The organism is Acinetobacter sp. YH12076, assembly GCF_013419525.1.
Classification (GTDB): domain Bacteria; phylum Pseudomonadota; class Gammaproteobacteria; order Pseudomonadales; family Moraxellaceae; genus Acinetobacter; species Acinetobacter amyesii.
In genome coordinates this window covers 188168-201554 of the sequence record NZ_VOZY01000007.1, presented here as the reverse complement: position 1 = coordinate 201554, position 13387 = coordinate 188168, and the positions used below count along the sequence as shown (strand labels likewise).

Below are 13387 nucleotides of genomic sequence, written 5' to 3'. Positions count from 1 at the left end.
ACCTTTAAGGTGACTCAGTTTTTGCGAGTTGATGCTGCTGTCGATACTGGCTCGGTGTTAGATCATAAAACTTTTTAAAAGTTTGGCTAAATGCCGTTTCAGATGAGTAACCGATACGATGGGCAATTTGCTGAATAGTCAGTTGCCCCATTTGTAAGTGCTGTGTCGCCAGTCGCAAACGATGTTGCTGCAAATAGGCGAGTGGAGATTCACTGAGCATTTGAGTGAATAAACTGGCAAATTTAGAACGTGACATGCAACATTGTTCTGCCAAGCTTTCGACGGTCCATGCATGCTGTGGTTGTTCGTGAATCGCTGCCAAAGCGTTGGATAATTCAGGATGACTTAAGGCATGCAACCAACTGCTCGAATCTGACAAAGCCGCAATATAATCACGTACACATTCGATAAATAAAATACTCACCAAATGATCCAAAATTTTGTCGCGGCCTGGACGGATCTGATGCGCTTCAACGGCCAGAAAATGTAAGCCAATTTGCAACCATTCAGGTGCGGTACTGCTCATGATATGTGGTGTATGTAACAGCGTGGGGAGTGCATTCACTAAGGGCTTTGCCATAATGCTGTCGACATGCCCACGGATCGCGAGTACAAACAATTCCTCTGCTTCATGAGATTCGGCAGAATTTAATTCAATGGTTTTATTTCGCTGCTCTTGAAATAGTGGCGTGATGTTTATTGATTCGACCAAGACATCAGACTGTATAGATTTGCAGTAGTGGTTTTGCCCGGAAGGAATAAGGCAAAGATCGCCAGTCTCAAGCAAAACCTGCTCTTGATCTATATGCACAACACACTGACCTTGAATCACCACATACGCAACCATGGCATTGTGATCTTGAAAATGAAAAGCCCAAGGATGCTTTGATCTCAAATAAATATATTCAGATCGGTGGAGATGAATATCATCAAAAATTTTACTTAAAGCATCCATATTTCAAATATTTACTCATATTAATTTTCTATTTATAGATGGTCACTATGTGCTTAAAGGTCAACATTTATCCTTAAATGCCAAAGACGATCACATAGTTTTTTTGGACGCTTAAAACTGTTCTGGCTGCCCATATTTTACGAATATAAACACAGAAGAAGTTATTAGGGAAGTCTAGCGCATGAATGCACCAGTAAAACTAAATGAACAGCAGCTCGCTCAGTTAGAAAGCAAAATCGGTAGTGTTTTAGATAAAAAACGTTATGGTTGGCTATTGAGTCCAGGTTTACCAGTCATTGGTATGGGGATCTTGGCGGGTTATCATTTTGGTCCAAAACCGACAAAAAAACTATTTGCCATGGGCGGGCCGCTTCTACTGCATGTCATTATTCCTGCACTGGATGCACTGATCGGTGATGATGCCAATAACCCGACAGATGATGACATCAAAGTTTTAGTGAATGATCCCTATTATGATCGGATCGTCAAATTATTTATTCCACTGCAAATGGCAGCGAACGCTTTTGCAGGCTATGTGGTTACCCGTAAAGATGTTTCATTATTAGATCAAGTTCTACTTGGGATTTCGATGGGTGCCATCAATGGCGTCGGTGTAAATACAGCACATGAACTTTGCCATCGACCACATAAAAAAGACCATTATTGGGCACATGCGACTCTCGCACCATTAGGTTATAGCCATTTCCGCATTGAACATCCTTATGGACACCATAAACGTGCGGCAACGCCTGAAGATCCTGCATCTTCAAAAATGGGCGAAACTTTTTATGAGTTTTGGCCGCGCACTGTATTTGGTGGAATTAAATCGGCGGTGCAGATTGAAAAACAACGCTTAAAACGTAAAGGTTTAAGTTTCTTTTCGAAGGACAATGAACTGTTTCATGGTTGGGTGATGAGTGCAGGTTTTCATGCCTCGATGCTGAAAATGTTTGGTAAAGGTGTGACACCGTATTTAGTTACACAGGCCTTTTATGGAATCAGCCTTTTTGAAATTATTAATTATATTGAACATTATGGCCTGAAGCGTGAGCAAAAACCGGATGGAAGTTATGCGCGAACCATGCCTGAACATAGTTGGAATAACAATAATATTGTGACCAATCTATTTTTGTATCAATTACAGCGACATTCAGACCATCATGCATATCCGACTCGTCCATTTCAGGCTTTAAGACATTTTGATGAAGCGCCAGAGTTGCCTAGCGGCTATGCCACTATGCTAATTCCTGCTTTAGTACCCTCTATTTGGTTTAAGATGATGGATAAACGTGTCTATGATCACTACCAAGGTGATTTAACTAAAGCCAATATTCATCCTAAACGCCGTGCAAGCCTTTTTAAAAAGTTTGCGGTTTCAGACATTTAAATCGAATACCTGATAAGAAGAATCCCAAGCTTGTTTACTTGGGATTTTTTATTGTGCATATTATTAACCGATGCTACGCAGTAACATCAGAAGCGCACGTTGATTCAAATAAAAGAACGATACACGGTAACGTCATCCGAAATTGTTTGAGACAAGACTTATTGTAATCAAAAATGTTTCTGCGATTCTTTGAATAATTTGACGCTAGTGAACGAGTTTTGTTGGTGAGGTGCATTACACCGCAAGATGGTTTCCTTGCGAAGCTTCGCTTCTCATTTTGCCGAATGAGAAACAACGTTTCGTAAGAGTATCTCCAGCCGAAGGCTAATACCTTTATTCAATCTTTAGATGTAAGACACCGTCGCATAGACTTAAAAATCATTTTTAAAATGTGAAATTAATTCTACGTGCGTAACACCATTTAAGATCCCAAATTTTCTGTTTAAAACTTAGTCATTTCTTAAGACCACCAATAGCGCAAAATGTGGAAAAAAATCGGTGCTGAAAAGCAGATGGAATCAATTCGGTCGAGCATGCCACCATGGCCTTGGATAAGTTGTCCCCAATCTTTTACACCACGATCGCGTTTAATGGCTGACATGACAAGACCACCAAAGAAACCGAATATACAAACAATAAAACCAATACATGCAGCCTGTAGATAGCTAAAGGGTGTAAGCCATGACATAGCAACACCTAGTGCAGTGGCTAAAGCAATGCCTCCGATTAAACCCTCAACGGTCTTAGATGGTGAAAGTATCGGTGCGACTTTATGTTTTCCAAATAGCTTGCCACAGACATATTGTAAGACATCGGAGGCTTGTACCACCATGATCAGCCAGATCGCTAGCCAAATTTTTTCACCTTCAAATCCGGGAAGTTTAAGATTTAATAGCGCAGGCACATGCGAAATACAGAATACGCTGATCATCAGCCCCCATTGAATTTTTGAACTGCGCTCTAAAAATCGCGTGGTATCTTCGGCTTTGAGTGTAGCGATAGGGATAAGAAGAAATACATACAGCGGAATAAAAATAGAATATAGCCCGTACCAGTCGATATACACCAAGTAATACTGGTAAGGGATGACAAAATAAAAAGCGATCAGCAACGGAAGATAATCACCGCGACGGGTTGGGAGTAAACTGATAAATTCACGTAAAGCAAAGAGTGAAATCAACGCAAACAGGATCACAAAGGCAATTTTGCCTAATGAAATTGCTACACCAAGTACCAACAACATGACCCACCATGCATTGATCCGCGCATTTAAATTGTCGATGACCGGTGCTGGTGCATAACCCGCTTTAAATTTTAGTATTGAGCCAATGGTTGAGGCAATAATCAAAATAACTGCAAAGATACCAAACAATACATAGGTCATTTGCGCATTGGTGAATTCCATTATTGATACTCCAATGCTTTTAATTTGAGTAATTCTTCCTGAGCGTAGTTTAAAAACTCAGTTTTACTGTGTTCATTATGGGCTTCTAAAGGTTTGCCAAAAATAACGGTAGATAATAGGGGGAGTGGTATAAGCGCGCCTTTAGGCATGACACGTTTTAAATTTGAGATCCATACCGGTACGATTTCAACATCAGGAAATTGATTTTTGAGATGAAATAAGCCGCTTTTAAACTCTAATAATTCAACGTCATCATTTAAATTTCGAGTACCCTCAGGAAAGAAAATAATTGAGTCACCTTGCGCTAAAACGGTTTTGATCGGTTCTAAGGGATCTTGATTTTGCTCTCGATTTCGTTGAATAGTGACGCCAGTAAACGTATCTTGAATGAGAAAACGTCGAAAGCCATCTTTTAGCCAATAATCCGAAGCCGCTACAGGACGCGTCTTCCGTCTGAGATCTGTCGGCAGTGATGACCAAAGCAAAATAAAGTCGATATGGCTATTATGATTTGCATAATAAATACGTTGTTTCATAACCGGTTTGCACCCGACCCATAGACTCCGCGCGCCCGTGAGCAGCCGCGCCCCACGACGAGTGAGAAAGGCAATATAGCGAGCAATTGAACGGCTTAAAAAATTACCTTTCATTGGTGAGGGAGCATTCCCTGAAGTGTCTATTGGATTTGGCATGGCTTCAAATTATTGTAAATTTATCTATACAGTAAAAATATGCAGATGAATGCGATGTATTGCAAGCAAAGGACTACGATTTGCCATTTAAATAAAGCCAGACAACCTAACTCACGTAGTTCCCATGCGCGGCCACATTTATTTGCAGGCATTAACTTTAGGTTAATTAAAATTAAGTCCAGCTCTTTGGTGGTTTGTTCTAGGCTTTGAGTCTTGCTGTATTCAGAGACAGTGGCTAAAAGTGCCGAATCAAATTTGATTCTCAAGCTTAAATAATGCTGTATTCCGAGCAAAACTAGACAAATCAATACATATAGCAAATCGAATAGCATTACATTGCCAAACTGGATGATGAGCCAGAGCGTGAAAATGGCTGCCACATAAGCTGAGATGAGCAATCCAGTGGTGGATTGCAACAACTTTGACAGCACCACAAGTTGTAAATTCATGGTGCAAGTCCTTTAAGTTTTAAACGATAAGTATTTAAATGTTTTATTTGCGGTGCTTTAAGCACGACCCACGGGCGGTTATGGCGAATAATCCGTAAAACATCTTCGACTGAATATTCAGGATGTTGTTTCAATAACAATCCGGCCACTACAGCACTACTTCGTGAATATCCCAAAGCACAGAAGACCAAGATGTTTTGTGCTTCATCACTTTTTTTAGAGTTCAATAATAGTTCTAAAGACTCTACAGCATGATGCAGCTGATTGGCCTGTAAAGGAATCAGGTCTAAACTCAAGTTTTGGGCATATGAGCACTTTGGATAAGTGGGCAATTCTGCGCAACAATCGAGTAAAGCATCATATTGTTGCATGACCTGTTTGGACGGATAGCGACCTAAATAAATATAACTCTGATTGATTTTGATGATTTTAGAATCTTCAGGATGGCGATAAGTCCAGATTCGGCTATTGATCCAAGCAAATATAAAGTAAGGCGCAAACAATATTTTTGCAGCAATGGTCATATCACCATGATTGAGTTTTTGAAAAAAATGGGGTCGATTGAATAAATATGCAAACGAAACTAAAAGCAGACTGCTTGCAGGATAGAGCAGCCGAAGCCACCAACCTTTTGCATGTGCGATTGCGCTACAAAATAAGGCAGCAAACAGATAAAGGATCCCGATTTTAATGTGCTTTAAGCTTAGCCGACTTTGTTTATTTTGAACCCATGGCGCAGAGCCAGCCATCGGGAATAGCCATAAACATAAGGCACCGACTAATAAACCTGTTGGGATATCTATAAAATGGTGCTGCCAAGTGGTTAGAACTGAGAGACCAATCAAAAAAGACCAACCATCTACCAGATATTTTAGCTTACCTGTGCTATGCCGACGGAAAAAATCCCAAAGTATCACCAGTAGCACAATGTGCAGGGAAGGTGCTTGATTAAACGGTTTATCAAAGCCCATCAAGACATCAAACCATAGGCCGAAAAAACCTGTGAGTTCGGGGCGTTCAAAGCTAAAACGTAGCGGGAAAATTAAAAAGCAGCTGATTGAAAGGATTTGTGCCGAAAATAGTCGCAGGACATGTTGTTTTAATTCAAACTTATTCCAACAAAGTAATAAAGACAATCCATAGAACAGATCAATCGACCAATAAGGCACAATACTCCATGGCCAAAGTGGAATATATTTTTCCCATTCAAAGACGATAACAGGTACAGACGCTAAACCCGCAGCGTATTGATTGGCAAAACCATAACTTAAGAAGAAAAAAGGTGCCAGAAATGCCAAACACAGTAGGCCGTATTTCCAAGTTCCTGTTTCCGGATCCAGTTTATGCATAAGATTGACCGTCCAAGCTTAAATTTTTTGTGCAACGGAAACGGTGAAAATACCAAACTCATCAATGACTTGATCGACTTTCTTGAAACCGGCTTGCTCAACCAAGGCATCCATTTCTGCTTGTGAGCGCAAACGCATGACCCATGCATCTCCTTGGCGATGTGAGGTCAGGGCACGGGCGATAAACTCTTGTTGCGGATGCCAAATTTGACCCGTGTAGATGAGATAACCATCTTTCTCAATGGCCTGGCTTAAGCCGGATAAGGACTGTCTAAGTAAATCATTATCACTAAATAATTCGTATAAACCTGAGACCACGGCTAGAGTGGGTTTAGGTTCAACACTGGCTAGTGATGTGGTATCAAATGCATCCGCTTCTACAAATTTGGCAATCTGGCTTAAACCTCTTTGCTCAATCATTGCTTGACCCGCTTGTACATTGATCGAGCTATAGTCTCTAAGCAGGATGGATTCAGGATGCTCAGGCAGTTTTTGTACAGCATCTAAAATATATCGGCCATGGCCTGCAGCAATATCCATAATCCGTACCGCGTGTTGGGCATCATTTAACTTAGAAGCATATTTCGTTAATAGCGCTTCAATATTTTGTTTTCTAACGCGAATACCACGCCAACCAATCGCATTTAAATATTGTCGATCGATGATTTTACCCAGTGCATTTTGGCTTTCTGATTTATCTCTGTAGACAAAATCTAAGGTACTGCCGGAGTCATATCCTGTCTCTTCACCAATTTTTAAACCTTTAGAAAAGAGACTACCAATTTTAAGATTTTGTTTTGTTAAGCTCCAAAATGCATGTTTTAAAGAGTGTTTTGGAAGCGTTGAACTTAATGTTTCTGCAACGGTACAGCTTGGGCCAATTTTATCTGCATCTAAAAGTTTAGGTGCGGAATATGCTTGTTTAAAACATTGTTGAATAAAGCGATGGATTTTATCTGTGGCGATTTTTCGATGTTTTTCACCCAAAGTATCATGATAAAAACCGTCTAACACGTGAAATTCCTTCATTGGATGTGGGAGTTTTTGATAAAACGCCAATTGTGGTTTTTGATGCACCACGAAGTCAGATCCTGAACATAAGACTTGAGTAGGAACAAAAATATTTTGTGCATCTTTAACGATTCGATCTGAGGCTGCATATAGCCCCAGCAGCATACGGACCGATATGGCCCGAGCGATTTTCGGGTCAGTGTCATAACTCTGCGAACGTGCAGTATCGTGCGTCAGCATTTTGGCTTTGACATAACTATTAATAAAAAAGTTGCCAGCGAATTTATTTATGAGTGTTAAGCCGGGTTTTGCAAAAGGCACATAGAGTTTGATGTCAAATGCAGGCGAGGCAAGGCATAAAGCACGGATTTTAGGGGCATAATCATGCACCCATGTCGCGGCTAAAACAGCGCCAACGCTTTGAGCTACAATTGCTATATTTTCTGATCGGATTTGGTAAGTCTGTTCAATATGCTGAACAAAATATTGAATGTCTTGAACGCATGCGGAAAAACTAGGAGCATCACCACGTTCACCTGGGGTATTGCCGTGACCTCGCGCATCCCAAGCGAAAAAATCAAAATCAGGCAAATTCAATTCATTGACCAAATGCGCCATTCGTCCCGAATGTTCATGGCCACGATGAAATAAGATCACCGCTTTTTTCTTACGGTTGCTTTTTAAACTGCTATTTTCCCAATGTTGATAAAACAAGGATGTTCCATCATGGCTCGTAAAGGTATGCTGAGTATTGTTATACATTGTGTTGTTCTCAAAATAATAAATCGACTGACGATCTAAACTGAAATTTATTGTGGGTTGATAATGCTATTTTTAATGCGGTTATAAATCGTGATAAATAATAAAAAGATGATAATAATCAAAATACTATTGCAAATAAGATACAATGTATTTAAACCGAAGTTAAATATAGAAGAAGTCACGATCACGATACAGATGATGCTAAATACAAAAGCACGGTCACTTTTTCCCATTGGACCATCGTAGCGACGTTCTTGACCCACTAATGGCGCCATCACACCTGTATATTCAGCAAGTATGGCGAGAAAACAGGTTAAAATAAGTAATTCAGCTTGAATAAAAGCAAAACAAATTAAACTAAAATAGAGTGCTGAGTCAGAAATCACATCACATAATTCATTATAAAAAGCACCGAGTTTGGATTGTTGGTTGAACTCACGTGCCAGCATGCCATCTATAGCATTGAAACCCATTCGAATAAGCATCCATACGGGGAAAATCAACAGTAAAATGCCAATACCGTTGTGAGAGAAATAGATATAAATAAAAAATGCCACAGCAAGCGAAATGAACATTGCTAGTAGTGTTACTTGATTTGCTGTAATACCAAGATGCTGAAGTGATTTAACCAAAGGTCGAAGTAAGTTTTGAAATGCAGGCTTAAGCTGGTAGATCGAAGGCATATTATTGTTATAGCGGTATGATTTGCATGAATTTTATACGTTTGATGCTTAACTTAACAAGAATTTGAATGTTAAAGATTGTCACAGGCCTCACGATTCGCCTATATAACGCATTAAATTTTCTTGTGTAGTACTTGCGACTAATTTTCCATCTTGCCACATTTGCCCATGAGTAAGCCCACGTGATTGAGAGGTTCGGGTAGTATTCATGTCATAGAATACCCAATTATCTACCCTAAAGGCATGATGAAAATACATCGAATGATCAAGACTAGTTGCGAAGAGTTCAGGAGACAGATAATTTAAACCATGTGTTTTGAGCGCCGCAGAATATAAATTATAGTCTGAATAGTATGCTGCAATGGCCTGATGTATATGAAGTTGGTCAAATTGTGCATCCAAGGCATCATGGAGTTTTAAATATTCTGTATATTGATTTTGATTTAAGACAGAAGCTTGATTGGACGGTGGAAAATCTGTCAGCACGTATTCAATTGGTTTAGATATAAGCTGAAAAGGCTGTAAAAATGTGGCCAGATATTCAGGTGAAATAGATGATTGGATTTGCGATTTATAGAATTGCTCCTCTTTGAGCATACTTGGTGGAAACTGTGGGATCAGATCTGGTTCAGGAATTTGGTACTCCATGCCTGCTTCGTTTTTCATATAGGACAACATCACCATATATATTGGTTTGCCATGCTGTATGGCGGTCACTTGTCGTGTAGAAAAACTATGGCTATCACGTAAATTTTCGACTTTAAATAATACGGGATGATTTGCATGACCCGCAGAAGTAAAGTTGGCATGTAAAGAGTGGAGTGGGAGTGTACAGGTATAGGATGCACTGACTATGCTCTGAGCAAGTAATTGTCCACCAAAAATATGGTCACCAAACAGTGGTTTACTTTGTGCTAAAAAGTAGCCCTGCTCTTTGGGCACTACAGATAATAATTGGATGAGGTCTTGAGTCAGTGTTGTCATCTTTTTTTGAAATTTTTGCTTTGTTTAAATGTATTCAACTCGAACTTATTGCACAAGCCATGTTCATGAAAAATATAAAAGTCTTCGCCAGTCTTTCTAGAATAGGCTTATAATCGAGTTTTCCTAGTTGTCCGAATGGAATGACGAAAAAGCAATGACACCTGCATGTAAACTCTTAAAATCTAATAAAATCGACTTTACCATTCATGAATATGATCATGACCCAGAAGCAAAAAGTTTTGGTTTAGAAGCTGCGGAAAAACTAGGCTTAACGGTCGATGAAGTATTTAAAACATTGATGGTTACGGACGATAAAAATTACTTTGTTGCCGTATTGCCAGTGGAATATCAGCTGAATTTGAAAAAAGTAGCCACAGCTTTTGGCTGTAAAAAACTCAAAATGGCTGACCCAAAGGATGCAGAGCGTTTAACCGGTTATTTGGTTGGTGGTATTAGTCCAGTTGGACAGAAAAAACGTTTAAAAACAGTGATCGATGCTTCTGCGCAGCACTTAGCTAAAATCTATGTGAGTGGTGGTAAGCGTGGTTTGGATATTGGTTTAAAACCCGAAGATTTAGCAAAAGTTTTGGGTGCAAACTTTGCTGATGTGATAGATGTCTAAACGGAGTTTATGATTCCCTAAAATCAATTGAATTTAGTGGTGTTACTCACAATATTATCCACTATTCCCAAACCACTAAAATAACAAAAGCCGCATTGAGCGGCTTTGTGGTTCGATAAAGCATCAAGTGTCACGGATTTATTGGACATGGAGCAGCTTTTTATATTGGATATATAGGGTACTGAGTATAGGATTGTAGGTTAAATACGATTATTAGTAGGTATATTTATGTTGCTTCTTGAGTTGATATGAGAAATACCGAGCGCGCTGAAATTGATCCCAAATTTGATGTGAAATGAGGGTTGGCAGCTTTGTATGTATATATATTGATAATGTTGTAAACCAACCATGGGCTGGTTTTTTTTGCATTACATTTTGGATTTGTAATTATCTAAGATAGATTTTCTACCATCAGGAATAGTTTCTATTTCATAGAGCGACTGATATATTTCTTTGTCTTCTGGAGATTTTTTTGAGTCCACAAGCTGCTTTAATTTAGATTTATATTCTGTTTTACCTGCATGGAATAAGCTTGCATAGTAAGCCCATTCTGTTTGGTCGTAATAGAGATCATTTTTGGGCATATTATCTAACTGTTTTTTATATAAATTAGCGTTGTATAAATAACAGTCTTCAATATCCTTTTTTGGTTTGTTTAAAACTTCAATGAGTAAACATTGAAAATTTTTCATATTGGTTGTTTCTTTTTTTTCTAAAATTGTATTTGTAATGGCAAAGGCTTTTTCATAATTGCCAAGACGCATATTGATGTTTAGTAAAAGGTTATTTCGTTCATTCTCTGAGTTAATTTTAGAAATTTTAGGTAGAATTTTTTTGAGCTTTTGATTGGTTTTTTGAGGGTCCAACTCACTTTGAGATTGAATTAGTATCTGATTATATTCATTGATGATTTCTTTACTTTCTGGAGAAAGCTCAGCATCAACTCTAGTTGCTGAACTTTGTGCAAGGGGGGCTGTTTCACTTGAATTACCACAAGCTGAAAGTGGAAGGATTGATAGTAATAATGGAAATATTATTTGTTTCATTAGTTTACACGCTTAGCTGCTGAATTTAGTTTAAAAGTATATTTCTTATATGGAGGAATAGGGGTTACGTATCCCACACTATCTGCTGGTTTCACTGTGTATCCTAATGTTAATTCAACCTCAACGAGTTGTAAGTTTGGCTCTGGTAAAGTGATATTGCAACTTCCAAGTGGTGCTTTCTTTTTATCTGTATCCCAAATTCCTTTTCCAACTGTTAATTTAGTTGTGGTCAACAGCTTTCCTTCACGGCTTACTTTTACACTACCATAAGGTAGAACCTTTCCATTTTCAGATAGTGGAAAAGCATTTATTGAGACACTGATAAATAAATTTTTGTCATTTAAAACGTAATTTAAAAAATAACTCACAGCGCCTGATAGAACTTGGACACCTTCATCAAAGGGTTGAATAACGGCTTTATGACTAATAAAGATATCTGTAGAATTTTGAGGAATATAATAATTTATATATTTTTCTCTTTCAGTGCTAAAGCTGTTAGTTAAATTATTGGAATTTTGAGATGTTGATGCAAATGAGTTTGAACTCTTTGATCCTGACATGCCACCAGATGTTTTCCCAACTAAATTTTGACTAGGTAGAAATGTAGCACCACAGGTAGTTTTATCTCCTGCAACTATCATGGCCTTGCCATTAATAACAACAAGGTTATTGCTTGCAATTGCTGTAACTATTGTTTTGCATTTAGGACAGAAGTGTTTCATGCCCTGAAGATGTGAGGCTTTTCCTTGGATAACAAAAGTATTATCTACTTCGGTTACAATTCCGCCATGAGTAGTTTTATCGCCAATTGTTATTACGGCTTGCATTATGTATGACTCGTTTTTATATCGAAATTAAAAAATAGAAAGTGAATGTTATCTGTTAGATTTAGTTTATTCTTTTTGGTTTTTGTAAAATTTCGATAAGAGTTGATCTTATGCATGGTATTTCCAATAGGGTACTAAGTGATACTCATTCATTAAGTTCAAAAAGCTTGCCAAAAAACTGAGCTATTTTGGTACAAAATTGTGGTATCATTAATTCAAGTTGGCAACTCACTATGCGGGTCAGTTTAGCAAGGAAACTTGTGACACTCCCGCCGTTTGCAGCAGTTGTAAGCTCACTTGGAAACAGGTGGGCTTTTTTGTTATTTCCGTTTTAGCTTTGAATAACGAGAATGTATGTAGTCGCAGAAGCAGAATTTAGTAAAACTTCATGTTTGGAGGTTGATTCATTAATAGCACTTAAAGGTGTTTAATTATAAAAATACTTATAAAAAATAGGTATTTAAAATCCAAGCAAAACAGTTGTATTTTAATTTAAAAGCTGTAATTTGAAAGAGCGATCTAATAAAGAGACAACAAAATGCCTTATTCAAATTCGAAAGCGATTATTGAGCAAATCTATAATTTTGTATTAGAAAAACACAGTTTAGCATCTAAAAGTCGATTTATGCAGTTATCGATCTTCTTTAGAGAATTGCATGAAGGGGAAGAGTCAAAATTTACCGCAGATAGGTCTTTTTATTACAAAGGAATCTTTAACAACAGAGAAAAAAGTATATTTGCGAATGCTGCGCCAGACTTTTTTGATAAGCACAAGTTTTTGGATTGGGTTGTTAAATCAATTGATTGATTTCAACCAAATCGTTGGAGTACATAATTCATGCTGTATAACCAGTCTGAATAGAAGATATTGATCAGAAATCAGTAGGTGTTTTTTATGAAATACATGCTAATTGGCAATAAGGATGTATGGCCAGTATGGTGTTAGTTAAAGTCTTCAATGATTAAAATTTAACTGCACATTTCGTTCCTTGATTTAAATAAAAGCTTGGTTAAAAGCAGAATATAAAAACCCATGTAAAAGACATGGGTTTTTAGTTTAAGTTGCACAATGTGACAAAATGTCCGATAAATAAACAAGGTGATTCATTTTTTCTATGCTAAATGAGAAAATTATCATTTAGTTCCATTTCAGAAAATTGTATAAATAAAAACAGAAAAGTTCATATTAAAAAAATTAATTTTTAAATACAGAGA

13 protein-coding genes are annotated in these 13387 nt (G+C 37.9%); 3 read left to right on the top strand and 10 right to left on the bottom strand.

From position 1 onward, the window contains the following. Window positions 1-4: 4 nt before the first annotated feature. The gene (locus tag FTU22_RS09115; protein ID WP_180094094.1) at window positions 5-955 is read right to left on the bottom strand and encodes an AraC family transcriptional regulator; all 951 of its coding nucleotides are present in this window, start codon (window positions 953-955) and stop codon (window positions 5-7) included. A gap of 181 nt (window positions 956-1136) precedes the next feature. Between FTU22_RS09115 and FTU22_RS09110 the strand changes: the two genes are divergently transcribed. Continuing rightward, window positions 1137-2342, top strand: coding sequence for an alkane 1-monooxygenase (locus FTU22_RS09110; protein ID WP_180094092.1), 1206 nt, complete (start codon window positions 1137-1139; stop codon window positions 2340-2342). A 460-nt stretch (window positions 2343-2802) separates the two neighbouring features. On the opposite strand, the gene FTU22_RS09105 is transcribed toward FTU22_RS09110, so the two are convergent. From FTU22_RS09105 to FTU22_RS09075, 7 genes are all read right to left on the bottom strand, one after another. Then, window positions 2803-3747 carry a phosphatidate cytidylyltransferase gene (locus FTU22_RS09105; protein WP_078191012.1) on the bottom strand — a complete coding sequence of 315 codons (945 nt, stop codon included), beginning with the start codon at window positions 3745-3747 and terminating at the stop codon, window positions 2803-2805. Then, window positions 3747-4397, bottom strand: coding sequence for a 1-acyl-sn-glycerol-3-phosphate acyltransferase (locus FTU22_RS09100; RefSeq protein WP_180060120.1), 651 nt, complete (start codon window positions 4395-4397; stop codon window positions 3747-3749). The genes FTU22_RS09105 and FTU22_RS09100 overlap by 1 nt, the downstream gene beginning before the upstream one ends. 62 nt (window positions 4398-4459) lie before the next feature. Continuing rightward, complete coding sequence (locus FTU22_RS09095; protein WP_180094089.1) at window positions 4460-4888, bottom strand: hypothetical protein; 429 nt, start codon at window positions 4886-4888, stop codon at window positions 4460-4462. Then, on the bottom strand, window positions 4885-6237 hold the full coding sequence (locus FTU22_RS09090; protein WP_180094088.1) for a phosphatase PAP2/dual specificity phosphatase family protein: 1353 nt from the start codon (window positions 6235-6237) through the stop codon (window positions 4885-4887). Before FTU22_RS09090 ends, FTU22_RS09095 begins: the two co-directional genes overlap by 4 nt. Window positions 6238-6255: 18 nt before the next feature. Then, a complete protein-coding gene (locus FTU22_RS09085) occupies window positions 6256-8010 on the bottom strand; it encodes a bifunctional alpha/beta hydrolase/class I SAM-dependent methyltransferase (RefSeq protein ID WP_180094086.1) in 1755 nt (584 codons plus the stop codon). A 47-nt stretch (window positions 8011-8057) separates the two neighbouring features. Next, window positions 8058-8693, bottom strand: coding sequence for a CDP-alcohol phosphatidyltransferase family protein (locus FTU22_RS09080; protein WP_180094084.1), 636 nt, complete (start codon window positions 8691-8693; stop codon window positions 8058-8060). Between the two features lie 90 nt (window positions 8694-8783). Next, the gene (locus tag FTU22_RS09075) at window positions 8784-9677 is read right to left on the bottom strand and encodes an acyl-CoA thioesterase II (RefSeq protein ID WP_180094082.1); all 894 of its coding nucleotides are present in this window, start codon (window positions 9675-9677) and stop codon (window positions 8784-8786) included. A 154-nt stretch (window positions 9678-9831) separates the two neighbouring features. On the opposite strand from FTU22_RS09075, the gene ybaK reads away from it, so the two are divergent. Next, window positions 9832-10299 carry a Cys-tRNA(Pro) deacylase gene (gene ybaK, locus FTU22_RS09070; protein WP_180094108.1) on the top strand — a complete coding sequence of 156 codons (468 nt, stop codon included), beginning with the start codon at window positions 9832-9834 and terminating at the stop codon, window positions 10297-10299. Window positions 10300-10667: 368 nt separating this feature from the next. Here ybaK and FTU22_RS09065 read toward each other — a convergent pair whose 3' ends face one another. Next, on the bottom strand, window positions 10668-11345 hold the full coding sequence (locus FTU22_RS09065; RefSeq protein WP_180094080.1) for a hypothetical protein: 678 nt from the start codon (window positions 11343-11345) through the stop codon (window positions 10668-10670). After that, window positions 11345-12172, bottom strand: a complete 828-nt coding sequence (locus FTU22_RS09060; RefSeq protein ID WP_180094078.1) for a PAAR domain-containing protein — start codon at window positions 12170-12172, stop codon at window positions 11345-11347. The genes FTU22_RS09065 and FTU22_RS09060 overlap by 1 nt, the downstream gene beginning before the upstream one ends. A gap of 538 nt (window positions 12173-12710) precedes the next feature. Between FTU22_RS09060 and FTU22_RS09055 the strand changes: the two genes are divergently transcribed. After that, a complete protein-coding gene (locus FTU22_RS09055; RefSeq protein WP_180094076.1) occupies window positions 12711-12980 on the top strand; it encodes a hypothetical protein in 270 nt (89 codons plus the stop codon). Window positions 12981-13387: the final 407 nt, after the last annotated feature.

Excerpts from the sequence above, each read along its gene's own strand:
- FTU22_RS09115 (WP_180094094.1), bottom strand. The coding sequence starts at position 955 with ATGGATGCTTTAAGTAAAATTTTTGATGATATTCATCTCCACCGATCT.
- FTU22_RS09110 (WP_180094092.1), top strand. The coding sequence starts at position 1,137 with ATGAATGCACCAGTAAAACTAAATGAACAGCAGCTCGCTCAGTTAGAA.
- FTU22_RS09105 (WP_078191012.1), bottom strand. The coding sequence starts at position 3,747 with ATGGAATTCACCAATGCGCAAATGACCTATGTATTGTTTGGTATCTTT.
- FTU22_RS09100 (WP_180060120.1), bottom strand. The coding sequence starts at position 4,397 with ATGAAAGGTAATTTTTTAAGCCGTTCAATTGCTCGCTATATTGCCTTT.
- FTU22_RS09095 (WP_180094089.1), bottom strand. The coding sequence starts at position 4,888 with ATGAATTTACAACTTGTGGTGCTGTCAAAGTTGTTGCAATCCACCACT.
- FTU22_RS09090 (WP_180094088.1), bottom strand. The coding sequence starts at position 6,237 with ATGCATAAACTGGATCCGGAAACAGGAACTTGGAAATACGGCCTACTG.
- FTU22_RS09085 (WP_180094086.1), bottom strand. The coding sequence starts at position 8,010 with ATGTATAACAATACTCAGCATACCTTTACGAGCCATGATGGAACATCC.
- FTU22_RS09080 (WP_180094084.1), bottom strand. The coding sequence starts at position 8,693 with ATGCCTTCGATCTACCAGCTTAAGCCTGCATTTCAAAACTTACTTCGA.
- FTU22_RS09075 (WP_180094082.1), bottom strand. The coding sequence starts at position 9,677 with ATGACAACACTGACTCAAGACCTCATCCAATTATTATCTGTAGTGCCC.
- ybaK (WP_180094108.1), top strand. The coding sequence starts at position 9,832 with ATGACACCTGCATGTAAACTCTTAAAATCTAATAAAATCGACTTTACC.
- FTU22_RS09065 (WP_180094080.1), bottom strand. The coding sequence starts at position 11,345 with ATGAAACAAATAATATTTCCATTATTACTATCAATCCTTCCACTTTCA.
- FTU22_RS09060 (WP_180094078.1), bottom strand. The coding sequence starts at position 12,172 with ATGCAAGCCGTAATAACAATTGGCGATAAAACTACTCATGGCGGAATT.
- FTU22_RS09055 (WP_180094076.1), top strand. The coding sequence starts at position 12,711 with ATGCCTTATTCAAATTCGAAAGCGATTATTGAGCAAATCTATAATTTT.